Genomic DNA, 26,702 nt, shown 5'->3' with positions numbered 1-26,702 from the left:
CTCCAGTGTTGTGAATGAACCGTAACGCAATAAAACATATTTACTGCAATTCTTTGGCTGGTTCTTTTACGAACATCGGAAACCTGCCGCTTAAACGGTGAGTATTGGCGATAAAAATCCAATAAAACGTTCAAGGCAAAAGTAAGAAACAGACAAAGCAAAGGCCGCTCACGATATAGCCAGATAAATGACGGGGATCAATTGGCTTACCCGCGATAAAATGTTACCATTCTGTTGCTTTTATGTATAAGAACAGGTAAGCCCTACCATGCCACATTCCTACGATTACGATGCCATAGTAATAGGTTCCGGCCCCGGCGGCGAAGGCGCTGCAATGGGCCTGGTTAAGCAAGGTGCGCGCGTCGCAGTTATCGAGCGTTATCAAAATGTTGGCGGCGGTTGCACCCACTGGGGCACCATCCCGTCGAAAGCTCTCCGTCACGCCGTCAGCCGCATTATAGAATTTAATCAAAACCCACTTTACAGCGACCATTCCCGACTGCTCCGCTCATCTTTTGCCGATATCCTTAACCATGCCGATAACGTGATTAATCAACAAACGCGCATGCGTCAGGGATTTTACGAACGTAATCACTGTGAAATATTGCAGGGGAACGCTCGCTTTGTTGACGAGCATACGTTGGCGCTGGATTGCCCGGACGGCAGCGTCGAAACACTAACCGCTGAAAAATTTGTTATTGCCTGTGGTTCTCGCCCTTATCATCCAACAGATGTTGATTTCACCCATCCACGCATCTACGACAGCGACTCAATTCTTAGCATGCACCACGAACCGCGCCATGTACTTATCTATGGTGCTGGAGTGATCGGCTGTGAATATGCGTCGATCTTCCGCGGTATGGATGTAAAAGTAGATCTGATCAATACCCGCGATCGCCTGCTGGCATTTCTCGATCAAGAGATGTCAGATTCTCTCTCCTATCACTTCTGGAACAGTGGTGTAGTGATTCGTCACAACGAAGAGTACGAGAAGATCGAAGGCTGTGACGACGGTGTGATCATGCATCTGAAGTCGGGCAAAAAGCTGAAAGCCGACTGTCTGCTCTACGCCAATGGTCGCACCGGTAATACCGATTCGCTGGCGTTACAGAACATTGGGCTGGAAACTGACAGCCGCGGACAACTTAAAGTCAACAGCATGTACCAGACCGCACAGCCGCACGTTTACGCGGTGGGCGACGTGATTGGTTATCCGAGCCTGGCGTCGGCAGCCTATGACCAGGGGCGCATTGCCGCGCAGGCGCTGGTGAAAGGTGAAGCCACCGCACATCTGATTGAAGATATCCCTACCGGCATTTACACCATTCCGGAAATCAGCTCTGTAGGCAAAACCGAACAGCAGCTGACCGCGATGAAAGTGCCGTATGAAGTGGGCCGCGCCCAGTTTAAACATCTGGCACGTGCACAAATCGTTGGCATGAACGTGGGTACGCTGAAAATTTTGTTCCATCGGGAAACAAAAGAGATTCTGGGCATTCACTGCTTTGGCGAACGCGCTGCCGAGATTATCCATATCGGGCAGGCGATAATGGAACAGAAAGGTGGCGGCAACACTATTGAGTACTTCGTCAACACCACCTTTAACTACCCGACGATGGCGGAAGCCTATCGGGTAGCTGCGTTAAACGGCTTAAACCGCCTGTTTTAACACTTTATCGAAATGGCCATCCATTCTTGCGCGGATGGCCTCTGCCAGCTGCTCATAGCGGCTGCGCAGCGGTGAGCCAGGACGATAAACCAGGCCAATAGTGCGGCGTGGTTCCGGCTTAATGCACGGCAGATAAACAACCCCATCGCGTTTACGCTCCGGCGGCACAGCCAGCGCAGGCAGTAAAGTAATCCCGCTACCTGCCGCCACCATGTTGCGCAGAGTTTCCAGGCTGGTCGCGCGGAAGTGTGTATCTTCATCCGCCCCGGCTTCAAAGCAGAAACCCATTGCCTGATCGCGCAAACAGTGACCATCTTCCAGCATCAGCAGTTTTTCCCCTGCCAGATCGGCCATTGGTACGCATTCGCGGTTCGCCCACGGGTGATCTTCATAGATAGCCAGCAACATTGGCTCATCAAACAACGGCACTTCAATGAATGCTTCGCTCTCTTTCACCAGCGCGAGGATCACGCAATCGAGTTTGCCGCTGTCCAGTTGCGCCAGTAACTGGTGGGTCTGTGCTTCATGCAGATACATTTCCAGCTTTGGAAAGGTCTGGTGCAGCATCGGGATAATATGCGGTAACAGGTAAGGCCCAACCGTTGGAATCAAACCAATATGCAGCGGTCCGGACATCGTCTCACCCTGCTGGCTTGCCATCTCTTTAAGGACTTTCACCTCACGCAGCACGGTACGCGCCTGATCCACCAGCAGCATTCCCGCCTGGGTGAACAACACTTTACGGCTGGTCCGCTCCAGCAACATCACGCCCAGCTCATCTTCCAGCTTACGAATTTGCCCGCTAAGCGTCGGCTGGCTAACGTGGCAGGAGTCTGCCGCACGCCGAAAATGGCGGTGTTCAGCCAATGCCACCAGGTACTCAAGATCACGAATATTCATTATCCATCCTCCATCGCCACGATAGTTCATGGCGATAGGTAGCATAGCAACGAACGATTATCCCTATCAAGCATTCTGACTGATAATTGCTCACAGAAACGGAGCGGCACCTCTTTTAACCCTTGAAGTCACTGCCCGTTTCGAGAGTTTCTCAACTCGAATAACTAAAGCCAACGTGAACTTTTGCGGATCTCCAGGATCCGCTTTTTTTTATTCTACAGGCCCACAGCAAGAGAGCCTGATAGTAACAGTTACTCAATCCGATCTTTGACAATAAAGAAGTAACACAGCGCCCCGGTGAACGTCACACAGGCCGCGATAACCAGCGCCAGATTAAACGAGTGCGTGGTATCCACTACCCAACCGGTTACGATCGGAGCAAAGGAAGCAAAAACAAAACTGCCAAAGTTTTGAATCCCGGCGATGGAAGCCACTTTTGTTTCTGACACCATCACCTGCACCAGTCCCCATGCAGATGTTCCCGCGAAATGCACGCAGAACAGCGCCATTGAGATAAACGCTACAGCCTGGGCTGGCGAGGAGGATTGCACGACCAGCAACGTGCCTAATGCCGACATCATCAAACCGCAGACAATAGCCGTTTTACGCGTCTTCGCCAGGTCGTAGCCTTTTTTCGCCAGCCGATCGACAACAATACCGTTAACCCACATCCCGACCGCCGCCGCGAGGAAAGGAATCGCCGCCACCCAACCGGTTTTCGCCAGACTGAAGCCTTGCTCGGCTTGTAAATAACCGGGTAACCACGCGATGTAGAGCCAACCGGTATAATTGACGCCAGAGAAACCTAAAATCATCCCCCAGGTTGTCCGATGCTTAAACAGCGCCAGCCACTCGCTAAATTGTAATTGTGGACGCGGTTTAACCGGCGCGGAGAGATAGGTCCGTTCTTCGTCGGTCAGGACAAACTGCGCCCGGTTGCGATACCACGCGTACCAACAGATCCCAACCAGAATCCCCGCCACGCCGATGATGACGAACATTGCCCGCCAGCCCCATGCCAGCTGCATCAATACAAGAGCAGGAGGCGCAATAGCCTGACCGATAACGGTAGATGAGTTAAAAATCCCCAGCGCCGTGCCGCGTTCTTTTTGCGCATACCAGTCGGTGATCGACTTTACTCCCGCAGGCATAAATGGCGCTTCGCCAATACCCAGACCGATACGCATTAAAATAAAGTGGCTAAAAGAATTAACCATTCCTGTTAATGCCTGCATTAATGACCAGAATATTAAGCCTGCGCCTAAAACTATTCGTGGGCCAAAGCGGTCTAGCAAAATACCGGAAGGGAGTTGTGAAAAACCATAAGACAGAGAAAATGCAGAAAGCAAAACGCCAAATTCTGTCGCCGATAATCCTAACTCACCACGAATCGCTTCGCCTGCCACGCTCAATGACGAACGGTCGAGGAAATTAACGATCCCCGCCATAAATAATAAAACCAGCGTTACTGTCTGAATACGACGAATCCGTTGCGGTTTATTACCCGCAACACTGGTTGACACATCAACGTCCATTTTTAGCTCCTTGAGCGGAATTAATCGATTTGCTGACTATTCAGAAAATAATTAAGCGAACCGTTATTACCAGTTCCACAATGTGCCATCTTCCAGTCGTGCGACGGGGAGATATGCAGGGTCATACGGATATTTCGCCGCCAGTTTCTCATCGAAAGAAATACCCAGCCCCGGTTCATCGCCTGGGTGCATATAACCTTCATCGAAGCGCCAGCTGTGCGGGAAGACTTCAAGCATTTGTTCGGAATAGCCCATGTACTCCTGAACACCAAAGTTTGGCACCCAGAGGTCAAAATGCAGCGCCGCCGCATGACAAACAGGCGATAAATCTGAAGGGCCATGCGAACCGGTACGTACCTGATAAAGCGATGCAAAATCGGCAATCCGTCGCATCCCGGTAATGCCGCCTGCATGGGTAATCGTCGTGCGAATATAGTCAATCAGCTGCTCTTCGATTAACTGCTTGCAGTCCCAGATACTGTTAAACACTTCACCGACCGCAATCGGCGTCACAGTATGCTGGCGAATCAGACGAAAACATTCCTGGTTCTCGGCAGGCGTCGGATCTTCCATCCAGAACAGGCGGTAATCCTCAATGCTCTTCCCAAAGCGCGCCGCTTCGATAGGAGTCAGGCGATGGTGCATGTCATGCAACAGATGTTCGTTAAAACCGAACTTATTACGCACCGCTTCAAATAACTTCGGTGTAAAATCGAGATACTTTTCTGAAGACCACAACTGCTCTTCCGGCCACAGGCCTTTGGTTGCCGGTTCATACGCCAGTCCTTTGCCCTTCGCCAGGCCATAAGTGGTTTGCATACCCGGTACACCGCACTGCACACGAATCGCCTTAAAGCCCATCAGCTGGTGCTTTGCATAGTCTTCAAGGACTTCATCAATCGTGCGCCCGGTGGTGTGGCAATAAACCATCACGCCTTCACGAGAAGCCCCACCAAGCAGTTGATACAATGGCATATTTGCCGCTTTGGCTTTGATATCCCACAACGCCATATCAATGGCAGAAATGGCCGACATCGTGACGGGGCCACGTCGCCAGTAAGCACCTTTATAAAAGAATTGCCAGATATCTTCGATACGGCTGGCATCGCGGCCAATTAATTGTGGACAAAGATGATCTTTCAGATAAGAAGCGACCGACAATTCGCGACCATTTAATGTGGCATCTCCCAATCCACAAAGTCCGCTTGCAGTGGTTATTTTAAGCGTAACGAAATTACGTCTTGGGCAAGTAACAAAAACATCTGCAGCAATAATTTTCATTATTGCAATCTCCTGTGTTGTAAATAGATGCTTCAAACTTAATTTTACACCTACTACCATACAAGAGAGAAAGAGCGATTATTCAACCGTGATCACATTAAAAATAAAAATTTCCGCCGAGGAGAAAAAACACCCTCAAAAACCACCTGAATAATTAACCATTATCGTTAAAACAACACGTTAAATAATCACATAACAAACTCCATTAATCATTAAATATGAGCGCAGCAATAGAAATGAATTATATTCAATTAATTAAAATATGTATTGATTGATGTATTGAAAATATGATTTTCATGGGGAGAGTGAAGGTAAAGAAGACGCAAGAATAAAAAGGAATATGACAAATAATAGTTCTGGTTGGGCGTTAAATTTAAGGTCACCAGAATGCTGACAAATTTCTGCCTGAGGCAGTCCGCCTACGTAGTGTCGCTACTTTATAGGCGTGGTAAGCTCCCCATTTTCAGGGGAGCAATATAAACCAATTACCCCAACCGCGCCTGCGCAAAAGCAATCGCCTGCGCCACCTGCTGCGGGGAGACGCCGCCTTTTGCCGCACGCTTGTCGAGGCACGATTGCAGCGACAGAATCGGATAGACATCTTCGCCAATCACCTCGCTGAATTTCTGCAACTCACTGAGCGGCAGTTCTTCCAGCGGTTTGCCCTGACGAATGGCTTCCACCACCGCTTCACCAACAATATGGTGCGCCTCGCGGAACGGCACACCTTTCGCCACCAGGTAATCCGCCAGTTCAGTGGCGTTCGCATACCCCTGCTGCGCCGCTTCCTGGCAACGTGGGCGTTTCACCTGAATCCCGTCCAGCACCAGCGCCGCCATATGCAGGCAGTCCAGCCAGGTATCGAGCGCATCGAACAGACCTTCTTTGTCTTCCTGCATATCTTTGTTATAGGCCAACGGCAGACCTTTCAGCGTCATCATCATGCCGGTCAACGCGCCCTGAACACGACCGCATTTACCGCGAATCAACTCCAGCGCATCCGGGTTTTTCTTCTGCGGCATTAATGATGAACCGGAAGTAACACGATCAGAAAGCTCCACAAAACCCGCTTCGCCGGTGTTAAAGAAAATCAGATCTTCGGCAAAACGCGACAAATGCACCATACCGATAGCGGCGGCAGATAGCAGTTCCAGCACGTGGTCGCGGTCAGAAACGCTGTCGAGACTGTTACGGGTCGCCGAGGCAAAGCCCAGCCAGCCTGCTAACTGTTCACGGTCGATTTCATAGGCCGTTCCCGCCAGGGCGCCACAGCCTAGCGGGCTGACATCCAGACGCTTAAGCGCATCCTGCAAACGGCTTTCATCACGCGCCAGCATCTCAACATAGGCCAGGCACCAGTGCGCAAACGTCACCGGCTGGGCGCGTTGCAGGTGAGTGTAACCAGGCATTACCGCGTCCTGATTATTCTGCGCGGTTTCCACCAGCGCCGATTGTAACTGTCGGTTAGCCGTCAGCAACTCGCTAACGGTATCCTTGCACCACAGTTTCAGGTCAGTCGCTACCTGATCATTACGGCTACGCCCGGTATGCAGTTTTTTGCCTAACTGGCCCACTTTGTCGATCAGTTTGCCTTCCACCCAGCTATGGATATCTTCGGCGTCGCTTTCAAGAATTTGTTGTGGCCTGGCGCGAACATCTTCCAGCAGCACATTGAGCGCCTCTTCCAGTTGCACCTGTTCTTCTGCGGTTAACACGCCTACCGTTACCAGCGCTTTGGACCAGGCCACAGAGCCAACAATATCCTGCTCCGCCAGACGGTAATCAAAGCGCAGTGAGTCGTTGAATTGTTTAAACCGTTGATCTGCTGCCTGGGTAAAACGCCCGCCCCAAAGTGCCATAACTCTGTTTCCTTATTTTGAAATTCAATGCCAGAAAGCTACGTCTCTGGCCAACAAAACTTAAGCTAAAATCCGCGTACCCATCGGCATACCGTTAAACAGTGCCGGAAGCTGTTCCGCATGACGCCAGGAGGCAATATCTACCGGGCGACCCAGCGTGCGCGCAGCGTCCAGCGCCGCGTTCACTTTCACTATCATGCCGTCAGTAATAATGCCCTGCTCAATCAGTTGTTCTGCTTTCGCTGCGGTCATTTCGGCAATACGTTGCCCTTTGCCGTCGAGAATACCGCTGACATCAGAGAGCAAAATCAGATCCGCGCCCAGCGTTGCCGCCAGCGCCGTCGCCGCCTGGTCAGCATTGACGTTCATCAGTTGCCCTTCGTCCGTTACGCCAATGGAGCTGACCACTGGTAGATAACCGTTTTCCAGCAACGTGTTGATAAGCTTAGGCGAACCTGGCTGCGCCAGTCCAACATGGCCTAACTCTTCATCGAGCTGGGTCACTTTTACGCTGTCGCCGTCACCGAGAAACAAACCTACGGCTGCAATCTGATGTTTCTTCGCCCATGCCAGCAGGGTTTTATTTGCCGTTCCCGCCAGCGCTCCGGTGATAATGTCTATCTGATCCGCAGGCGTCACCCGCAGGCCGTTTTTCTTTTTCACCGGCAGATTCAGTCCTTTCATCAGCTCATCCACCACGCAGCCGCCGCCGTGGACAATCACCAGCGGACGCTGATGTGACTCGCGATAATTCACCAGGGCGCTAAACAGACGTTCCAGCGCCTCTTCACTATCCAGCAGTACGCCGCCCAGTTTGATAATTAATGGATTCATCATTGCACCCCTAAATAAGAGACTGCGTTTCCGCATAGCCGAAACGAATATTGGCGCACTGTACCGCTTGTGCTGCCGCGCCTTTCAATAAGTTGTCTTCGGTCGCCACAATAATCAGATGTTCCCCCTGAACGGCAAAACCGATATCGCAGAACGGCAGCCCGACGACATTTTTCAGCGCCGGAACGCCTTTGTCATACAACCGTACCAGCGGTTTATGGGCATACGCCTGCTGTAACGCTTGCGCGACTTGCGCCTGGTTCACGCCAGGCTTCAGGCGGCAGGTAATGGTTTCGAGAATGCCGCGCGGGAAATTGCCCAGATGCGGGGTAAAAATAACGTCAGCACCGAGATGCGTGGCGATCTCCGGCTGGTGGCGATGGGTAAAGACACCATACGGTTGCAGGCTAACTTCACAAAAACTATTTGAAATCGCTGCCTTACGTCCTGCTCCGCTCACACCACTGGTGGCGTTGATAACCGGCCACTGATTGAGGTCAAGAAGATCGGCATCAATCAACGGTTTCAGCGCCAATTGCGCCGCCGTCGGATAACAGCCAGGCACCGCAATTAAGTTCGCTTCTTTTAATTTATGACCGCACCACTCCGCCAGACCGTAAGCTGCCTGTTCCAACAGTTCCGGGTATTGATGGCTAAAGCCGTAATATTTTTCATAGAAGGTGGCGTCGTTAACACGAAACGCGCCGGAAAGGTCGAACACCACACAGCCCGCTTCAAGAAATTGTGGCGCTAAATCGTGACTAACTTCATGGGCAGTAGCAAGAAACACCACGTCCACCCCTGGGCTAAACTCACTGATATCCGACATCGGCTGCAACGGCAGATCAACGATGCCTTTTAGCTGCGGATGCAAATCGGAGATTAACTTTCCCGCATCATTGCTTTGCGCTGAAACAGTCAAAGCGGTTATGTTCATATGCGGATGGCGATTTACATAGGTCACTAGCTCTGCGCCAGCGTAACCGCTGGCACCCACAATCAGCGTATTCAACATCGGGGCTATTCACCTTCTTATGTCTGGTTGCCTGGTTAAACGTAAAACATTCACCTTACGGCTGGTGGGTTTTATTACGCTCAACGTTAGTGTATTTTTATTCACAAATACTGCATGAATATTGATACTATCATGACCAGAGGTGTGTCAACAATGAAAAACAAATTACCGCCATTTATCGAGATTTACCGTGCTCTGATTGCCACACCTTCAATAAGCGCCACGGAAGAGGCACTCGATCAAAGCAATGCAGATTTAATCACTCTGCTGGCGGACTGGTTTAAAGATTTGGGCTTCAATGTGGAAGTGCAGCCCGTGCCGGGAACTCGCAACAAATTTAATATGCTGGCAAGTACCGGACAGGGAGCTGGCGGTTTGCTGCTGGCGGGGCATACCGATACGGTGCCATTTGATGACGGCCGCTGGACGCGCGATCCGTTTACGCTGACGGAGCATGACGGCAAGCTTTACGGCTTAGGCACCGCCGACATGAAAGGCTTTTTTGCGTTTATCCTCGATGCACTACGCGATGTCGACGTCACGAAACTGAAAAAACCGCTCTACATTCTGGCGACTGCCGATGAAGAGACCAGTATGGCAGGAGCGCGTTATTTTGCCGAAACTACCGCCCTGCGCCCGGATTGCGCCATCATTGGCGAACCGACGTCGCTGCAACCGGTACGCGCGCATAAAGGCCATATCTCGAACGCCATCCGTATTCAGGGCCAGTCGGGGCACTCCAGCGATCCAGCACGCGGAGTTAACGCGATCGAATTGATGCACGACGCCATCGGGCATATTTTGCAATTGCGCGATAATCTGAAAGAACGTTATCACTACGAAGCATTTACCGTGCCATACCCTACGCTCAACCTCGGGCATATTCACGGTGGCGATGCATCTAACCGTATTTGCGCTTGCTGTGAGTTGCATATGGATATTCGTCCGCTGCCAGGCATGACACTCAATGAACTTAATGGTTTGCTCAACGATGCATTGTCTCCGGTGAGCGAGCGCTGGCCGGGTCGTCTGACGGTCGACGAGCTGCATCCACCGATTCCTGGCTATGAATGCCCACCGAATCATCAACTGGTTGAAGTGGTTGAGAAATTGCTCGGAGCAAAGACCGAAGTAGTGAACTACTGTACCGAAGCGCCGTTTATTCAGACGTTATGCCCGACGCTGGTGCTGGGACCTGGCTCAATTAATCAGGCTCATCAGCCTGATGAATACCTGGAGACACGGTTTATCAAGCCCACCCGCGAACTGATCACCCAGGTGATTCACCATTTCTGCTGGCATTAAAACGTAGGCCAAACAATGTCGGATGCGATGCTTGCGCATCTTATCCGACCTACACCTTTGGTGTTACTCAAGGCGATTTTTTAACATTTCCATAAGTTACGCTTATTTAAAGCGTCGTGAATTTAATGGCGTAAATTCCTGCTATTTATTCGTTTGCTGAAGCGATTTCGCAGCATTTGACGTCATCGCTTTTACGTGGCTTTATAAAAGACGACGAAAAGCAAAGCCCGAGCATATTCGCGCCAATGCGACGTGAAGGATACAGGGCTATCAAACGATAAGATGGGGTGTCTGGGGTAATATGAACGAACAATATTCCGCATTGCGTAGTAATGTCAGTATGCTCGGCAAAGTGCTGGGGGAAACCATCAAGGATGCGTTGGGAGAACACATTCTTGAACGCGTTGAAACTATCCGTAAGTTGTCCAAATCTTCACGCGCTGGCAATGATGCTAACCGCCAGGAGTTGCTCACCACTTTACAAAATTTGTCGAACGACGAGCTGCTGCCCGTTGCGCGTGCGTTTAGTCAGTTCCTGAATCTGGCTAACACCGCCGAGCAATACCATAGCATTTCGCCGAAAGGCGAAGCAGCCAGCAATCCGGAAGTGATCGCCCGCACCCTGCGTAAACTGAAAAACCAGCCGGAACTGAGCGAAGACAGCATCAAAAAAGCAGTTGAATCGCTGTCGCTGGAACTGGTCCTCACGGCTCACCCAACCGAAATTACCCGTCGTACGCTGATCCACAAAATGGTGGAAGTGAACGCCTGCTTAAAACAGCTCGACAACAAAGATATCGCCGACTACGAACATAACCAACTGATGCGCCGCCTGCGCCAGTTGATCGCCCAGTCATGGCATACCGATGAAATCCGTAAGCTGCGCCCAAGCCCGGTAGATGAGGCCAAATGGGGCTTTGCCGTAGTAGAAAACAGCCTGTGGCAAGGCGTACCGAATTACCTGCGCGAACTGAACGAACAACTGGAAGAGAACCTCGGCTACAAACTACCCGTCGAATTTGTTCCGGTGCGTTTTACCTCGTGGATGGGCGGCGACCGCGACGGAAACCCGAACGTCACTGCCGATATCACCCGCCACGTCCTGCTGCTCAGCCGCTGGAAAGCCACCGATCTGTTCCTGAAAGATATTCAAGTTCTGGTTTCTGAACTGTCGATGGTTGAAGCAACTCCGGAACTGCTGGCGCTGGTCGGCGAAGAAGGTGCCGCAGAACCGTATCGCTATCTGATGAAAAACCTGCGTTCCCGCCTGATGGCGACACAGGCATGGCTGGAAGCGCGCCTGAAAGGTGAAGAAGTACCAAAACCAGAGGGTCTGCTGACGCAGAACGAAGAACTGTGGGAGCCGCTCTACGCTTGCTACCAGTCCCTTCAGGCGTGTGGCATGGGTATTATTGCCAACGGCGATCTGCTCGACACCCTGCGCCGCGTGAAATGTTTCGGTGTACCGCTGGTCCGTATTGATATCCGTCAGGAGAGCACCCGTCATACCGAAGCGCTGGGCGAACTGACCCGCTACCTCGGCATCGGCGACTACGAAAGCTGGTCAGAGGCCGACAAACAGGCGTTCCTGATCCGCGAACTGAACTCCAAACGCCCTCTTCTGCCGCGTAACTGGCAACCGAGCGCCGAAACGCGCGAAGTACTTGATACCTGTCAGGTAATTGCTGAAGCACCGCAAGGTTCCATTGCCGCCTACGTGATCTCGATGGCAAAAACGCCGTCCGACGTACTGGCTGTACACCTGCTGCTGAAAGAAGCGGGTATTGGATTTGCGATGCCGGTTGCACCGCTGTTTGAAACCCTTGATGACCTGAACAACGCCAACGATGTCATGACCCAGTTGCTCAATATCGACTGGTATCGCGGCCTGATTCAGGGCAAACAGATGGTGATGATTGGCTATTCCGACTCAGCAAAAGATGCGGGGGTGATGGCGGCTTCCTGGGCGCAATATCAGGCACAGGATGCATTAATCAAAACCTGCGAAAAAGCGGGTATTGAACTGACGCTGTTCCACGGCCGCGGCGGTTCCATTGGTCGCGGCGGCGCACCTGCCCATGCGGCGCTGCTGTCACAACCGCCAGGAAGCCTGAAAGGCGGCCTTCGCGTGACCGAACAGGGCGAGATGATCCGCTTTAAATATGGTCTGCCAGAAATCACCGTTAGCAGCCTGTCGCTGTACACCGGGGCAATTCTGGAAGCCAACCTGCTGCCACCGCCGGAGCCGAAAGAGAGCTGGCGTCGCATTATGGATGAACTGTCAGTCATCTCCTGCGATCTCTACCGTGGCTACGTACGTGAAAACAAAGATTTTGTGCCGTACTTCCGCTCCGCTACGCCGGAACAAGAGCTGGGCAAACTGCCGTTGGGTTCACGTCCGGCGAAACGTCGCCCGACCGGCGGCGTCGAGTCACTGCGCGCCATTCCGTGGATTTTTGCCTGGACACAAAACCGCCTGATGCTCCCCGCCTGGCTGGGTGCAGGTACGGCGCTGCAAAAAGTGGTCGAAGATGGCAAGCAGAGCGAACTGGAAGCCATGTGCCGCGACTGGCCATTCTTCTCGACGCGTCTCGGCATGCTGGAGATGGTCTTCGCCAAAGCAGACCTGTGGCTGGCGGAATACTATGATCAACGTCTGGTAGACAAAGCATTGTGGCCGTTAGGTAAAGAGTTACGTAATCTGCAAGAAGAAGACATCAAAGTGGTGCTGGCGATTGCCAACGATTCTCACCTGATGGCCGATCTGCCGTGGATTGCGGAGTCTATTCAGCTGCGAAATATTTACACCGACCCACTGAACGTATTGCAGGCCGAGTTGCTACACCGCTCCCGCCAGGCAGAAAAAGAAGGCCAGGAACCGGATCCTCGCGTCGAGCAAGCGTTAATGGTTACTATTGCCGGGATTGCGGCAGGTATGCGTAATACCGGCTAATCTTCCCCCCTCCTGCAAACCCTCGTGCTTTTGCGCGAGGGTTTTCTGAAATACTTCTGTTCTAACACCCTCGTTTTCAATATATTTCTGTCTGCATTTTATTCAAATTCTGGATATCCCTTCAGATATCCTTAAGGAATTGTCGTTACATTCGGCGATATTTTTTCAAGACAGGTTCTTACTATGCATTCCACAGAAGTCCAGGCTAAACCTCTTTTTAGCTGGAAAGCCCTGGGTTGGGCACTGCTCTACTTTTGGTTTTTCTCTACTCTGCTACAGGCCATTATTTACATCAGTGGTTATAGTGGCACTAACGGCATTCGCGACTCGCTGTTATTCAGTTCGCTGTGGTTGATCCCGGTATTCCTCTTTCCGAAGCGGATTAAAATTATTGCCGCAGTAATCGGCGTGGTGCTATGGGCGGCCTCTCTGGCGGCGCTGTGCTACTACGTCATCTACGGTCAGGAGTTCTCGCAGAGCGTTCTGTTTGTGATGTTCGAAACCAACACCAACGAAGCCAGCGAGTATTTAAGCCAGTATTTCAGCCTGAAAATTGTGCTTATCGCGCTGGCCTATACGGCGGTGGCAGTTCTGCTGTGGACACGCCTGCGCCCGGTCTATATTCCAAAGCCGTGGCGTTATGTTGTCTCTTTTGCCCTGCTTTATGGCTTGATTCTGCATCCGATCGCCATGAATACGTTTATCAAAAACAAGCCGTTTGAGAAAACGTTGGATAACCTGGCATCGCGTATGGAGCCTGCCGCACCGTGGCAATTCCTGACCGGCTATTATCAGTATCGTCAGCAACTAAACTCGCTAACAAAGCTACTGAATGAAAATAATGCCTTGCCGCCGCTGGCTAATTTCAAAGATGAATCGGGTAACGAACCGCGCACCTTAGTGCTGGTGATTGGCGAGTCGACCCAGCGTGGACGCATGAGTCTGTACGGTTATCCGCGTGAAACCACGCCGGAGCTGGATGCGCTGCATAAAACTGATCCGAATCTGACCGTGTTTAATAACGTGGTGACGTCTCGTCCGTACACCATTGAAATCCTGCAACAGGCGCTGACTTTTGCCAATGAAAAGAACCCGGATCTGTATCTGACGCAGCCGTCGCTGATGAACATGATGAAACAGGCGGGTTATAAAACCTTCTGGATCACCAACCAGCAAACGATGACCGCCCGCAATACCATGCTGACGGTATTTTCGCGCCAGACCGACAAGCAGTACTACATGAACCAGCAACGTACGCAGAGTGCGCGTGAATACGACACCAACGTGCTGAAGCCGTTCCAGGAAGTGCTGAATGACCCTGCGCCGAAGAAACTGATCATCGTTCATCTGCTGGGTACGCATATCAAATACAAATACCGCTACCCGGAAAATCAGGGCAAGTTTGATGGCAATACCGATCATGTTCCGCCGGGACTAAGCGCAGAAGAGCTGGAGTCATATAACGATTATGATAACGCTAACCTGTATAACGATCATGTGGTTGCCAGCCTGATTAAAGACTTTAAAGCAGCAGACCCGAACGGTTTCCTGGTTTACTTCTCTGACCACGGTGAAGAGGTTTACGACACGCCGCCGCACAAAACTCAGGGGCGTAATGAGGACAACCCGACGCGTCATATGTACACCATTCCGTTCCTGCTGTGGACGTCAGAAAAATGGCAAGCGACTCATCCGCGTGATTTCTCGCAGGATGTTGATCGTAAATACAGCCTGGCGGAACTGATCCACACCTGGTCAGATTTGGCGGGCTTATCTTACGACGGTTACGATCCAACCCGTTCAGTGGTGAATCCGCAGTTCAAAGAAACTACCCGCTGGATTGGTAACCCGTACAAGAAAAACGCGCTGATCGATTACGACACTCTGCCGTATGGCGATCAGGTGGGTAATCAGTAAATGACCTTTGTATCGCGTCTGGCACTATTTGCCGGATGCGATACTGGCACAATGTTTACATCGAACTCCCATCAGGCCACACTTTTCAGGTGGCCTTTTTTCATAATGCCAGTTACTGTTTTCCCGTCTACATACCTAAGGGAATAACATGTATCACGACGTCAGCTATCTGCTCTCCCGCCTGATAAACGGCCCGCTGTCGCTGCGCCAGATTTACTTTGCCAGCAGCAACGGTCCGGCGCCCGATCTTGCGTATCAGGTCGATTTTCCACGGCTGGAAATAGTGCTGGAAGGTGAATTTGTTGATACCGGCGCTGGCGCAACGTTAGTTCCCGGCGATGTGCTGTACGTTCCCGCTGGTGGCTGGAATTTTCCACAATGGCAAGCCCCCGCCACTACCTTTAGCGTGCTGTTTGGCAAACAGCAACTCGGCTTCAGCGTCGTGCAATGGGATGGCAAACAATATCAAAATCTGGCGAAGCAACACGTCGCCCGACGCGGCCCGCGCATTGGTTCTTTTCTGCTACAAACGCTCAATGAAATGCAAATGCAGTCGCAAGAGCAGCAAACGGCAAGGCTTATCGTCGCCAGCCTGCTTAGCCACTGCCGCGATTTGCTTGGCAGCCAAATCCAGACCGCCTCACGCAGCCAGGCACTATTCGAAGCTATTCGCGATTATATCGACGAACGCTATGCCTCCGCGCTTACCCGCGAATCTGTCGCACAGGCGTTCTATATTTCGCCAAATTACCTCTCGCACCTGTTTCAAAAAACGGGGGCTATTGGTTTTAACGAATACCTGAATCACACGCGACTGGAACACGCTAAGACGTTATTGAAAGGCTATGACCTGAAGGTAAAAGAAGTGGCGCACGCCTGCGGCTTTGTTGACAGCAACTACTTCTGCCGTCTGTTTCGTAAAAACACCGAACGCTCGCCGTCGGAATATCGTCGGCAGTACCACAGCCAACTGACAGAAAAACCGACTACTCCAGAATAAGATGGGTTTGCTGCGGCGCAGAAAGCACTTTGCGCACCGCGCTCATTACCCGCTGCGGCTCACGCAGGAATGCGTAGATGCTGCATTGCACATAGCGGCAATGTTCAAATCGCTCAGCACCGGCAAGTTCAATATCCGTAATCAACAGCGCAACATCCGCCCGGCGGATATCCTCGTCCGCTAAACGATTCTCCGTTCCCAAAGCACCCTGAGTTTCAATGCTGACGCCCCACTTCTCTAACTGGCACAACTTTTCCAGCCGTTCCGCCGCCATATAAGTATGCGCCACGCCGCTTACGCAGGCGGTTACTGCCACCAGGTATGCCATTTTAACCTCCCACGGTAACCTGAAATCCGGCCCGTTCTGCCATTTCGCGCATCGTTGCCACATCGGCTGAGGACGGCGCTGGCACCTCTTTCATCGACCATGTTTTCCCCAGCAGACGGTATTTTGGTTCGCCGTACTGATGAAACGGTAACAGATGGATCTGCCTGATATTCAGCGGGATCAGCACGTCCAGCGCCTGCTGCATATTCTCCCGGCTGAGTGTGAAACCAGGGATCAGCGGTAAACGCGGGGTCACGTTGACACCCTCACTCACCAGCAAACGCAAGTTCTCCAGCACGCGTGGCAGGTTCATCTTCACCACATCCCGCGCCAGAGTCACGTCCATAATTTTTAAATCGAACAACACTTCATCGCACAATTTCGCCAGCGGTAACAACTTGCTGGTCGGCGCGTCTCCGGCAGTTTCAATGGCGCATGACACACCCCACAACCGAAGCCGCTGTAAAAAACGGGTAGCAAACTCCGCCTGCATTAACACTTCGCCGCCAGAAAGCGTGACGCCGCCGCCGGACGTGCGAAAGAAAATGTCATCTTTCATCACTTCCCGTTCCAGCGCGTCAAGGCTGATATCGCGACCAATCCGTTCAAACGCCCCGGACGGGCATTCATCCGCATCACGCAAACATTTCGCACAGTGCAGACATTTCGCCTCTCTGCGTACCGTCTGGATTTTGCCGGAGATCGACTCCGGATTAGCACACCACGGGCAAAGATGCGGACAGCCTTTAAAAAAGACCACCGTACGAATGCCCTCGCCGTCATTCAGTGAATAACGCTGAATGTTGAAAATGCGCGCCACATCATCGCGGCGCGTTTCCACAACGTTACAACTGATGCGCTGTCCGGCGGATGATGTCATCCTGGATCTCCTTCGACAATTCGACAAAGAAGGCGCTGTATCCGGCTACGCGCACCACCAGCCCGGCATAGTCCTGTGGGCGCTGTTGAGCTTCCCGCAACGTGTCAGCGTTCACCACGTTAAACTGAATATGCTGCAACTTAAGCTGGGTAAATGCCCGTAAGAAGTCGGCCAGTTTGCGTAATCCCGCTTCACCTTCCAGGGTCGCCGGAGTGAATTTCACGTTCAGCAACGTACCGTTAGAAAGCAGCGTGTTATCGAGCTTGCTGACTGATTTCAGTACCGCCGTTGGTCCTTGTGCGTCCTGGCCCAGCATGGGTGACAAGCCGCCGTCTGCCAGCTGTTCCCCGGCAAAACGACCGTCTGGCGTCGCACCAACCACCGATCCCAACGGGACATGAGCAGAAACGGTATACGATCCCGGCGTGAAGTAGCCGCCGCGCGGGTTCTGGTATTTTTCCACTTCTTTGCAGTAATGGCGTAACAGTTCGGCGCTGATGTTATCCACCTCGTCGATATCGTTACCATATTTCTCGAAGCGGTTAATTAAGCGAGCGCGGATTTTTTCGCCTTCTGGCGTTGCGAAGTTAGCTTTTAATACCGACAGCAATTCGTCAAAACTTAAACGCTGTTGATCAAAAATCATCCCTTTCAACGCATGGAGAGAATCGCTCAGGTTGGCGATACCGATCCCCTGTACGCCGGAGAAGTTATAACGCGCGCCGCCATCGGTAATATCGCGGCCTTTTTCCAGACAATCGCTGATAAACGACGAGAGCAGCGGTACAGGAGCCCAGTCACGGTGACCGATATCACAAATATTGCTGCCTTCAACCATCAGGGTGATGTAGTGGCTGATCTTGGCGCGGATCTGTTCCAGCAAACCTTCATAACTCAGCGCGGCATTACCTTCATTTTCATGCAGGCAGATTTCCATCACTTTCAGCAGGTTAAACATCGCGATGTCATGCAGACCGTAGGTTCTGCCGGGAATAGATAATTCCACGCACCCCACTACGGAATAGTCGCGCGCATCTTCCAGCGAAACGCCACGATTGAGGAACGCTGGCACCACCACTTCATCGTTGAAGATTTGCGGAATACCCGTGCCGAGGCGAATGGTTTCTGCGGTTTTCATCAGGAACGGCGTGTCGATCAAGGCGTTAGTGCGCACACCCAGGTTCGGTTGTGGTAATTGCACGCTTTGATAGGCATCGAGGCAAAGGAACGAAAGCACGTTCACCGCGCTACGTCCGTTTTCGGTTAACCCACCGAGCAGGGCGGTATAGCCGGTCGGGAAACCTGCAAAATAGCGCGCGCTGCTGGTGGAGCGTAACAGCACGATGTCATTGCATTTCACCCATAAAGATTCGAGCAGTTCTTTCAGGAACGCCGGATCTTCACCCTGGGTTAATGATGCCTGATAGAACGGCAACATATACTGGTCGAAGCGCCCTAAAGACAGCGAGCTGGCGTTGGATTCGTATTGGAGAATGATGTTCATGTACCAGAACAACTGGCACGCCTGCCAGAATGTCTGCGGCTTATGTTCGGCGTTATGGCGGGAGATCTCCGCGATAGTCAGCAGTTCTTCGCGACGCTGGGCATCAGTGCAGTTTGCCGCCATCGTTTCCGCCAGTTCGGCGTAACGCAAAATGTGTTTCTGCGAGGCTTCGAGCAATAACAGCGCAGCCTGATAAAAGTGATTCTCCGGCTGTTGCTGGCAATGTTGCTGCATCTGCGCCACCAGCTCACCCAGCCCGTGATTCAGCAGGCGCGGGTAATCAATAATGATGTGCCCCTGGCCTTTATCTGTCTGGTTGATACTGAAAATCTGCGTGCTGGTCGCGGCTTTTACTTCATCCGTCATCTGCCCGTTGATGAAATCTTTCATCGAACGTTTTTCCCAGTATGGGAACAGCTCTTCGCGGTAGATACGTTTATCTTCTTCACTAATGGCGAAGCGGTCCTGCGGTCGCGTCGGAAATTGATCCAGCTCTTTCAGCAGCCAGTAAGGGTCCATTTCCGGCGACATAATCCCGGCGCGCGGTTTTACGGTACGGTTACCAGCAATCAGTTCTTCATCACGAATCGAAATTTCAACATGTTCAAGGATATACGCTGTTGCTTTCGCCCGGCGCAATATCACTGGTTCGCCTTCGGTTTGCCGATGGCTGGCGGTATAAAGCAGCGCCCGCTCCAGCGAGATTTCACGGGTATTAGCAAACAGTGCAGTTTTAAGGCGAGAGATACGATTCGTCATGAGGAACTCCTGTGGGGAAGCGAACCCGCCCTTGCGAGCGGGATAAGGACTTAAGCGGTTTGTGCCAGGTGAGCTTCAATTTTGCTCATAATGGCGTCAGCGCGTTTTACCGCGTCGCTGATGTTGACGCGCACAATGGTCTTGCCAGCAAAACGCTCTTCAAACTTGATGCCGATATCTTTGGTCAGAATCACCATATCGGCGCTCGCCACGTCTTCCGCAGTCAGTTCATTTTCCAGACCAATCGAGCCCTGAGTTTCTACTTTCACTTCCCAACCTTTCGCTTTCGCAGCGCTTTCAAGCGCCTCTGCCGCCATATAAGTATGGGCAACACCAGATGGACATGCGGTTACTGCAATAATTTTCGTCATGGCTCGTTCCTCAATTAATTAATTTCAAAATCCAGATCCAGGTCGTCTTCCTTCTCATCAGTCGAAGGCCCATTTTTACGCGCCAGACTTTTCAGCACGTTCACACAAACTGCTGTCACTACTGCCCCGACAGCCACTGCTGCGATATAACCCAGCTTGCCTTCAACCACAGGCAGCACAATCAGACCACCCCAGCCTGCATAGCACTGCGCACCGACCAGCGCCGCAGTTACCGCACCACAAACTGAACCGACCATGATGGACGGAATGACACGCAGCGGATCGGCAGCGGCGAAAGGAATCGCCCCTTCAGTAACACCAACGCACCCCATCACCAGCGCCGCTTTGCCGGTTTCGCGCTCTTCTGCAGAGAAATTTTTACGACCAATCAGCGTCGCCAGCCCCATGCCCAACGGTGGAACACAAATCCCAACAGCGGCAATAGCCACCACGGTATAAACACCCTGAGCAACGCAAATCAGCATGAAGGCATAGGCCACTTTGTTAACCGGACCGCCCATATCGAACGCCAGCATCAGCCCCATGATCACCGCCAGCATAACAATGCTGCCCTGCTGCATCCCCTGTAGCCACTGAGTCAGGCTGTTGGTCAACGCACCCACCGGCTCGCCCAGTCCCCACATCATGACACCAGCGGTAATCAGTGTGCCGACGATCGGAATGATGAAGATTGGCATCACCGAGCGCAGAACTTTATGCACCGGAATTTTCTTCAGATAATGCACCACGATGCCGCCGATAATCCCTGCGATCAGCGCACCAAAGAAGCCCGCGCCAAAGCTGTTACCAACCCAGGCACCGATGGCGCACGGAGCCAGCGCAGAACGTTCTGCAATGGAATAACCGATGTACGCTGCGAGGAAAGGCACCATCAGCGTCAACCCCGCAACGCCGATATCAAACAGTTTTTTTAGATTCGGATCGGCTACGGCATCCGGCACTGCGCCTTTGCCATACAACATGACGGAAACCGCCAGCAAAATACCGCCCGATACCACGAAGGGAATCATATGTGAAACGCCCGTCATTAAATGCTGACGGGTATTTTTCAGGATCTGCACCAACTCATTCATAAGCTGCTCCCGGGCTTGCAAAAGCCCATGTCCATATTTTTGATGGAGGAAACAATAGGCAATCGCAGGCGGAGCAAACAGTGGATAAAAAGGCCATTTACTGGACTTTTGTAATATCAGTACAAAAATGCGATCCGCCTCATAACTTGCGATAATCCGGAAGCCTGCCGCAAAACGGCATCTTGTGAGACGCGTCGCAAATTGACGGTTACATTACATTTGTCCAGCTTTTGGCAGATTTGTCACATGGCAGGCCGTTGCCGTGCGCTCTTATCCTGTAAACAGAGAACCGTACCGGGAGAAAGGCAATGGCCCTGATTGTGGAATTTATTTGTGAGCTACCTAACGGCGTACATGCCCGTCCGGCAAGCCACGTTGAAACGCTGTGTAATACTTTTTCATCACAAATTGAGTGGCATAACCTGCGCACTGACCGCAAGGGCAACGCCAAAAGCGCCCTTGCGCTGATTGGCACCGATACGCTGGTGGGCGATAGCTGCCAGTTACTGATTTCCGGGGCCGATGAACAGGAAGCGCATCAGCGTTTAAGCCAATGGCTGCGCGATGAATTTCCCCACTGCGACGCGCCGCTGGCGGAAGTAAAATCTGACGAACTGGAGCCGCTGCCGGTTTCACTGACCAACCTGAATCCGCGTATTATCCGCGCCCGCACCGTATGCAGTGGTAGCGCAGGCGGCATTCTGACGCCAATCTCTTCTTTAGATCTCAACGCGCTGGGTAACCTCCCCGCAACCAACGGCGTTGACGCCGAGCAATCCGCGCTGGAAAACGGCCTGACACTGGTACTGAAAAATATTGAGTTTCGTCTGCTGGATAGCGACGGTGCTACCAGCACGATTCTGGAAGCGCACCGCTCCCTGGCTGGCGATACTTCCCTGCGCGAACATTTACTGGCAGGCGTCAGCGCTGGATTAAGCTGCGCCGAAGCGATTGTCGCCAGTGCGAATCACTTTTGCGAAGAGTTTTCCCGTTCCAGCAGCAGCTACCTGCAAGAACGCGCGCTGGATGTGCGCGATGTCTGCTTCCAGTTACTCCAGCAAATCTACGGCGAGAAACGCTTTCCGGCACCGGGCAAGCTAACGCAGCCCGCCATTTGTATGGCGGATGAACTGACCCCTAGCCAGTTCCTCGAACTGGATAAAAATCACCTCAAAGGATTGTTGCTCAAAAGCGGCGGCACCACCTCACACACGGTGATCCTTGCCCGTTCGTTCAACATTCCGACGCTGGTTGGTGTGGATATTGATGCCCTTACTCCGTGGCAGCATCAAACGATTTATATCGACGGCAACGCTGGGGCGATTGTGGTTGAGCCTGGAGAAGCCGTAGCCCGTTATTATCAGCAAGAAGCCCGCGTACAGAACGCCCTTCGTGAGCAACAGCGTGTCTGGCTGACCCAACAAGCCCGTACCGCTGACGGTATCCGCATTGAAATTGCCGCTAACATCGCTCACTCCGTCGAAGCGCAGGCCGCATTCGGCAATGGTGCGGAAGGCGTTGGTTTGTTCCGCACTGAAATGCTCTATATGGATCGCACCAGTGCACCGGGCGAAAGCGAGCTGTACAACATTTTTTGTCAGGCGCTGGAGTCCGCCAACGGACGCAGCATTATTGTGCGCACTATGGATATTGGCGGTGACAAACCCGTTGATTATCTGAATATTCCCGCAGAGGCAAACCCGTTCCTCGGTTATCGCGCCGTACGTATTTATGAAGAGTACGCCTCGTTGTTTACCACGCAGCTACGATCGATCCTGCGCGCCTCCGCTCATGGCAGCCTGAAAATCATGATCCCGATGATCTCTTCAATGGAAGAGATCTTATGGGTGAAAGAAAAACTGGCGGAAGCTAAACAGCAGCTGCGTAACGAACACATTCCGTTTGATGAGAAGATCCAGCTCGGTATCATGCTTGAGGTGCCGTCAGTAATGTTCATCATCGATCAATGCTGTGAAGAGATTGATTTCTTTAGTATTGGTAGTAATGACCTGACGCAATATCTGCTGGCAGTGGATCGCGATAACGCTAAGGTAACTCGTCACTACAACAGCCTGAATCCGGCATTCTTACGAGCGCTTGATTACGCCGTGCAGGCAGTGCATCGCCAGGGCAAATGGATTGGTCTGTGCGGTGAACTGGGGGCGAAAGGTTCCGTGCTGCCGTTGCTGGTCGGTTTAGGGCTGGATGAGTTGAGCATGAGTGCACCGTCAATTCCGGCGGCGAAAGCGCGGATGGCGCAACTTGATAGCCGCGAATGCCGCCAGTTACTCAACCAGGCAATGGCCTGCCGTACTTCGCTGGAAGTGGAACACCTGCTGGCACAATTCCGCATGACGCAACAGGACGCACCGCTGGTCACCGCCGAGTGCATCACGCTGGAAAGCGACTGGCGCAGCAAAGAAGAAGTGCTCAAAGGCATGACCGATAACCTGCTGCTGGCGGGCCGCTGCCGCTATCCGCGTAAACTGGAAGCCGACTTGTGGGCGCGCGAGGCCGTTTTCTCTACCGGTCTGGGCTTTAGTTTTGCCATTCCACACAGCAAATCAGAACACATTGAGCAGTCCACCATCAGCGTGGCGCGTCTGCAAGCGCCAGTGCGCTGGGGCGATGATGAAGCACAATTCATCATTATGTTAACCCTTAACAAACACGCTGCCGGCGATCAGCATATGCGCATTTTCTCGCGCCTCGCTCGCCGCATCATGCACGAAGAATTCCGTAACGCGCTGGTTAACGCCGCCTCTGCCGACGCTATCGCCAGCCTGCTGCAACATGAACTGGAACTGTAAAAGGAAACATCATGGAACTGTATCTGGACACCGCTAACGTCGCAGAAGTCGAACGTCTGGCACGCATATTCCCGATTGCCGGGGTAACAACTAACCCGAGCATTATCGCTGCCAGCAAGGAGTCCATCTGGGAAGTGCTGCCGCGTTTGCAAAAAGCGATTGGTGATGAGGGTATTCTGTTTGCTCAGACCATGAGTCGTGACGCACAGGGTATGGTGGAAGAAGCGAAGCGCCTGCGCGACGCCATTCCGGGCATTGTGGTGAAAATCCCGGTAACTTCCGAAGGTCTTGCCGCCATTAAAATGCTGAAAAAAGAGGGCATTACTACACTTGGCACCGCTGTATATAGCGCCGCACAAGGGTTATTAGCCGCGCTGGCAGGGGCAAAATATGTTGCTCCGTATGTTAACCGCGTCGACGCCCAGGGCGGTGACGGCATTCGTACGGTTCAGGAGCTGCAAGCGCTGTTGGAAATGCACGCGCCAGAAAGCATGGTGCTGGCTGCCAGCTTTAAAACACCGCGTCAGGCGCTGGATTGTTTGCTGGCAGGATGTGAGTCCATCACCCTACCCTTAGATGTAGCGCAACAAATGCTCAACACTCCTGCGGTAGAGTCGGCTATAGAGAAGTTTGAGCACGACTGGAATGCCGCATTTGGCACTACTCATCTCTAAAGGAGCAATTATGGACCGCATTATTCAATCACCGGGTAAATACATCCAGGGCGCAGATGTCATTAATCGTCTGGGCGAGTACCTGAAGCCGCTGGCAGAACGCTGGTTAGTGGTGGGTGACAAATTTGTTTTAGGTTTTGCTCAATCCACTGTCGAGAAAAGCTTTAAAGATGCTGGACTGGTAGTAGAAATTGCGCCGTTTGGCGGTGAATGTTCGCAAAATGAGATCGACCGTCTGCGTGGCATCGCGGAGACTGCGCAGTGTGGCGCAATTCTCGGTATCGGTGGCGGAAAAACCCTCGATACTGCCAAAGCGCTGGCACATTTCATGGGTGTTCCGGTAGCGATCGCACCGACTATTGCCTCTACCGACGCGCCGTGCAGCGCGCTGTCTGTTATCTACACCGATGATGGTGAGTTTGACCGCTATTTGCTGTTGCCAAATAACCCGAATATGGTCATTGTCGACACCAAAATCGTCGCGGGCGCACCTGCACGTCTGTTAGCGGCGGGTATCGGCGATGCGCTGGCGACCTGGTTTGAAGCGCGTGCTTGCTCTCGTAGCGGTGCGACCACAATGGCGGGCGGTAAGTGTACTCAGGCAGCGCTGGCGCTGGCTGAACTGTGCTACAACACGCTGCTGGAAGAAGGCGAAAAAGCGATGCTTGCCGCCGAACAGCATGTAGTAACTCCAGCACTGGAACGCGTGATTGAAGCGAACACCTATTTGAGCGGCGTTGGCTTTGAAAGCGGTGGGCTGGCTGCGGCACACGCGGTGCATAACGGCCTGACTGCAATCCCTGATGCCCATCACTATTATCATGGTGAAAAAGTGGCATTCGGTACGCTGACGCAGCTGGTTCTGGAAAATGCGCCGGTGGAAGAAATCGAAACCGTAGCTGCACTTAGCCATGCGGTAGGTTTGCCAATAACCCTCGCTCAACTGGATATTAAAGAAGATGTCCCGGCGAAAATGCGGATTGTGGCAGAAGCGGCATGTGCAGAAGGTGAAACCATCCACAACATGCCTGGCGGCGCGACGCCAGATCAGGTTTACGCCGCACTCCTGGTAGCCGACCAGTACGGTCAGCGTTTCCTGCAAGAGTGGGAATAATCTATGCCAAACTCCCGGCTTGTCCGGGAGTTTGAACGCAAAATTGCCTGATGCGCTACGCTTATCAGGCCTACGAAATATCTGCAATGCATTGAATTTACGTGCTTTTTATGTCTGACAAGGCGTTCACGCCGCATCCGGCACTCTGTGCCATTAATCTGATACTCCCACGTTGTTCGGGAGTTTTTATCCGCTTCTGGACATTTTCTCCACAGAACAATCGTTAGCCCGGAAGGTCGAATCTGTGAATATTTTTTCACGGACGAAACAGATGAAAGCTTCACTGGCGTTGTTCAGTCTTCTGACGGCATTTACCAGCCACTCCTTAAAATCTCCCGCCGTTCCACTAACCGTGGTACAAATCCAGGCCAACACCAATCTTGCCATCGCAGACGGTGCCAGACAGCAAATTGGCAGCACGCTATTTTACGATCCGGCGTATGTGCAGCTTACTTATCCTGGCGGTGATGTCCCGCAAGAACGCGGTGTATGTTCCGATGTGGTGATCCGCGCCCTGCGCAGCCAGAAGGTCGATTTGCAAAAACTGGTTCACGAAGATATGGCGAAGAATTTTGCCGATTATCCGCAAAAGTGGAAGTTAAAGCGCCCGGACAGCAACATCGATCACCGTCGGGTGCCTAATCTGGAAACCTGGTTTACCCGCCACGATAAAACACGCCCCACCAGCAAAAACGCCAGTGACTACCAAGCGGGCGATATTGTCTCCTGGCGATTAGATAATGGGCTGGCGCATATCGGAGTGGTGTCAGATGGCTTTGCCCGCGACGGTACGCCGCTGGTGATACATAACATTGGCGCAGGCGCGCAGGAAGAAGACGTGCTGTTTAGCTGGCGGATGGTGGGGCACTATCGGTATTTTGCTAAATGAGCGCTCGCCCC

The 26,702-nt window shown here is 52.4% G+C and carries 20 protein-coding genes; 9 read left to right on the top strand and 11 right to left on the bottom strand.

Going from position 1 to position 26,702, the window contains the following annotated elements; translation table 11 throughout:
• Positions 1–268 precede the first annotated feature (268 nt).
• Positions 269–1,669, top strand: a complete 1,401-nt coding sequence (gene sthA, locus QUF14_RS24100) for a Si-specific NAD(P)(+) transhydrogenase (protein ID WP_001120810.1) — start codon at positions 269–271, stop codon at positions 1,667–1,669.
• Here the strand turns inward: sthA and oxyR are convergent.
• The 6 genes from oxyR to argC form a co-directional block, all read right to left on the bottom strand.
• Entirely contained in the window at positions 1,652–2,569 is a 918-nt protein-coding gene (gene oxyR / locus QUF14_RS24095; protein ID WP_001025939.1) for a DNA-binding transcriptional regulator OxyR, read from the bottom strand. The genes sthA and oxyR overlap by 18 nt on opposite strands.
• A 251-nt stretch (positions 2,570–2,820) precedes the next feature.
• On the bottom strand, positions 2,821–4,104 hold the full coding sequence (locus QUF14_RS24090; protein ID WP_000382176.1) for an MFS transporter: 1,284 nt from the start codon (positions 4,102–4,104) through the stop codon (positions 2,821–2,823).
• A 66-nt stretch (positions 4,105–4,170) separates the two neighbouring features.
• Entirely contained in the window at positions 4,171–5,385 is a 1,215-nt protein-coding gene (gene manD / locus QUF14_RS24085) for a D-mannonate dehydratase ManD (RefSeq protein ID WP_000690949.1), read from the bottom strand.
• Between the two features lie 485 nt (positions 5,386–5,870).
• Complete coding sequence (argH, locus tag QUF14_RS24080; protein WP_001230111.1) at positions 5,871–7,244, bottom strand: argininosuccinate lyase; 1,374 nt, start codon at positions 7,242–7,244, stop codon at positions 5,871–5,873.
• Positions 7,245–7,304: 60 nt separating this feature from the next.
• A complete protein-coding gene (gene argB, locus QUF14_RS24075) occupies positions 7,305–8,081 on the bottom strand; it encodes an acetylglutamate kinase (RefSeq protein WP_001362445.1) in 777 nt (258 codons plus the stop codon).
• Positions 8,082–8,088: 7 nt separating this feature from the next.
• Complete coding sequence (gene argC, locus QUF14_RS24070) at positions 8,089–9,093, bottom strand: N-acetyl-gamma-glutamyl-phosphate reductase (protein WP_000935360.1); 1,005 nt, start codon at positions 9,091–9,093, stop codon at positions 8,089–8,091.
• Between the two features lie 153 nt (positions 9,094–9,246).
• Here argC and argE point away from each other — a divergent pair, with 153 nt between their 5' ends.
• The 4 genes from argE to QUF14_RS24050 all read left to right on the top strand — a co-directional run bounded on the left by argE (position 9,247) and on the right by QUF14_RS24050 (position 16,268).
• On the top strand, positions 9,247–10,398 hold the full coding sequence (argE, locus tag QUF14_RS24065) for an acetylornithine deacetylase (RefSeq protein ID WP_001355357.1): 1,152 nt from the start codon (positions 9,247–9,249) through the stop codon (positions 10,396–10,398).
• Between the two features lie 301 nt (positions 10,399–10,699).
• A complete protein-coding gene (gene ppc, locus QUF14_RS24060; protein WP_001005560.1) occupies positions 10,700–13,351 on the top strand; it encodes a phosphoenolpyruvate carboxylase in 2,652 nt (883 codons plus the stop codon).
• Positions 13,352–13,534: 183 nt separating this feature from the next.
• Complete coding sequence (locus QUF14_RS24055) at positions 13,535–15,268, top strand: phosphoethanolamine transferase CptA (RefSeq protein WP_000556307.1); 1,734 nt, start codon at positions 13,535–13,537, stop codon at positions 15,266–15,268.
• 148 nt (positions 15,269–15,416) lie between these two features.
• Positions 15,417–16,268 carry an AraC family transcriptional regulator gene (locus QUF14_RS24050; RefSeq protein WP_000274612.1) on the top strand — a complete coding sequence of 284 codons (852 nt, stop codon included), beginning with the start codon at positions 15,417–15,419 and terminating at the stop codon, positions 16,266–16,268.
• Here the strand turns inward: QUF14_RS24050 and QUF14_RS24045 are convergent.
• Genes QUF14_RS24045 through QUF14_RS24025 form a run of 5 tightly spaced genes read right to left on the bottom strand, consistent with a single transcriptional unit; the run spans position 16,255 to position 21,204 of the window.
• Positions 16,255–16,596: a PTS fructose-like transporter subunit IIB gene (locus QUF14_RS24045; protein ID WP_000323849.1), complete on the bottom strand. Its 342-nt coding sequence runs from the start codon at positions 16,594–16,596 to the stop codon at positions 16,255–16,257. The genes QUF14_RS24050 and QUF14_RS24045 overlap by 14 nt on opposite strands.
• A gap of 1 nt (position 16,597) precedes the next feature.
• A complete protein-coding gene (locus QUF14_RS24040; RefSeq protein WP_000204113.1) occupies positions 16,598–17,476 on the bottom strand; it encodes a [formate-C-acetyltransferase]-activating enzyme in 879 nt (292 codons plus the stop codon).
• On the bottom strand, positions 17,442–19,739 hold the full coding sequence (locus tag QUF14_RS24035) for a formate C-acetyltransferase (RefSeq protein WP_000184818.1): 2,298 nt from the start codon (positions 19,737–19,739) through the stop codon (positions 17,442–17,444). The genes QUF14_RS24040 and QUF14_RS24035 overlap by 35 nt, the downstream gene beginning before the upstream one ends.
• 50 nt (positions 19,740–19,789) lie before the next feature.
• Positions 19,790–20,110, bottom strand: coding sequence for a PTS fructose-like transporter subunit IIB (locus tag QUF14_RS24030; RefSeq protein ID WP_000161265.1), 321 nt, complete (start codon positions 20,108–20,110; stop codon positions 19,790–19,792).
• 14 nt (positions 20,111–20,124) lie between these two features.
• Entirely contained in the window at positions 20,125–21,204 is a 1,080-nt protein-coding gene (locus QUF14_RS24025) for a PTS fructose transporter subunit EIIC (RefSeq protein WP_001004468.1), read from the bottom strand.
• A gap of 308 nt (positions 21,205–21,512) precedes the next feature.
• On the opposite strand from QUF14_RS24025, the gene ptsP reads away from it, so the two are divergent.
• From ptsP to QUF14_RS24005, 4 genes are all read left to right on the top strand, one after another.
• Positions 21,513–24,014, top strand: coding sequence for a phosphoenolpyruvate--protein phosphotransferase (gene ptsP / locus QUF14_RS24020; RefSeq protein ID WP_001185165.1), 2,502 nt, complete (start codon positions 21,513–21,515; stop codon positions 24,012–24,014).
• A gap of 11 nt (positions 24,015–24,025) precedes the next feature.
• Entirely contained in the window at positions 24,026–24,688 is a 663-nt protein-coding gene (fsa, locus tag QUF14_RS24015; RefSeq protein ID WP_000424845.1) for a fructose-6-phosphate aldolase, read from the top strand.
• Positions 24,689–24,698: 10 nt separating this feature from the next.
• Positions 24,699–25,802: a bifunctional L-1,2-propanediol dehydrogenase/glycerol dehydrogenase gene (gldA, locus tag QUF14_RS24010; RefSeq protein WP_000373989.1), complete on the top strand. Its 1,104-nt coding sequence runs from the start codon at positions 24,699–24,701 to the stop codon at positions 25,800–25,802.
• Between the two features lie 271 nt (positions 25,803–26,073).
• Positions 26,074–26,691, top strand: coding sequence for a DUF1287 domain-containing protein (locus QUF14_RS24005; RefSeq protein ID WP_000647850.1), 618 nt, complete (start codon positions 26,074–26,076; stop codon positions 26,689–26,691).
• Positions 26,692–26,702 lie beyond the last annotated feature (11 nt).

This window comes from Escherichia sp. HH091_1A (assembly GCF_030295175.1).
Taxonomy (GTDB): domain Bacteria; phylum Pseudomonadota; class Gammaproteobacteria; order Enterobacterales; family Enterobacteriaceae; genus Escherichia; species Escherichia coli_F.
This window is presented reverse-complemented; position numbering and strand designations above follow the sequence as displayed.

Excerpts from the sequence above, each read along its gene's own strand:
- ptsP (WP_001185165.1), top strand. The coding sequence starts at position 21,513 with ATGGCCCTGATTGTGGAATTTATTTGTGAGCTACCTAACGGCGTACAT.
- argB (WP_001362445.1), bottom strand. The coding sequence starts at position 8,081 with ATGATGAATCCATTAATTATCAAACTGGGCGGCGTACTGCTGGATAGT.
- QUF14_RS24030 (WP_000161265.1), bottom strand. The coding sequence starts at position 20,110 with ATGACGAAAATTATTGCAGTAACCGCATGTCCATCTGGTGTTGCCCAT.
- ppc (WP_001005560.1), top strand. The coding sequence starts at position 10,700 with ATGAACGAACAATATTCCGCATTGCGTAGTAATGTCAGTATGCTCGGC.
- gldA (WP_000373989.1), top strand. The coding sequence starts at position 24,699 with ATGGACCGCATTATTCAATCACCGGGTAAATACATCCAGGGCGCAGAT.
- QUF14_RS24055 (WP_000556307.1), top strand. The coding sequence starts at position 13,535 with ATGCATTCCACAGAAGTCCAGGCTAAACCTCTTTTTAGCTGGAAAGCC.
- QUF14_RS24035 (WP_000184818.1), bottom strand. The coding sequence starts at position 19,739 with ATGACGAATCGTATCTCTCGCCTTAAAACTGCACTGTTTGCTAATACC.
- sthA (WP_001120810.1), top strand. The coding sequence starts at position 269 with ATGCCACATTCCTACGATTACGATGCCATAGTAATAGGTTCCGGCCCC.
- QUF14_RS24090 (WP_000382176.1), bottom strand. The coding sequence starts at position 4,104 with ATGGACGTTGATGTGTCAACCAGTGTTGCGGGTAATAAACCGCAACGG.
- argH (WP_001230111.1), bottom strand. The coding sequence starts at position 7,244 with ATGGCACTTTGGGGCGGGCGTTTTACCCAGGCAGCAGATCAACGGTTT.
- fsa (WP_000424845.1), top strand. The coding sequence starts at position 24,026 with ATGGAACTGTATCTGGACACCGCTAACGTCGCAGAAGTCGAACGTCTG.
- QUF14_RS24050 (WP_000274612.1), top strand. The coding sequence starts at position 15,417 with ATGTATCACGACGTCAGCTATCTGCTCTCCCGCCTGATAAACGGCCCG.
- argC (WP_000935360.1), bottom strand. The coding sequence starts at position 9,093 with ATGTTGAATACGCTGATTGTGGGTGCCAGCGGTTACGCTGGCGCAGAG.
- QUF14_RS24040 (WP_000204113.1), bottom strand. The coding sequence starts at position 17,476 with ATGACATCATCCGCCGGACAGCGCATCAGTTGTAACGTTGTGGAAACG.
- QUF14_RS24005 (WP_000647850.1), top strand. The coding sequence starts at position 26,074 with ATGAAAGCTTCACTGGCGTTGTTCAGTCTTCTGACGGCATTTACCAGC.
- argE (WP_001355357.1), top strand. The coding sequence starts at position 9,247 with ATGAAAAACAAATTACCGCCATTTATCGAGATTTACCGTGCTCTGATT.
- manD (WP_000690949.1), bottom strand. The coding sequence starts at position 5,385 with ATGAAAATTATTGCTGCAGATGTTTTTGTTACTTGCCCAAGACGTAAT.
- QUF14_RS24045 (WP_000323849.1), bottom strand. The coding sequence starts at position 16,596 with ATGGCATACCTGGTGGCAGTAACCGCCTGCGTAAGCGGCGTGGCGCAT.
- oxyR (WP_001025939.1), bottom strand. The coding sequence starts at position 2,569 with ATGAATATTCGTGATCTTGAGTACCTGGTGGCATTGGCTGAACACCGC.
- QUF14_RS24025 (WP_001004468.1), bottom strand. The coding sequence starts at position 21,204 with ATGAATGAGTTGGTGCAGATCCTGAAAAATACCCGTCAGCATTTAATG.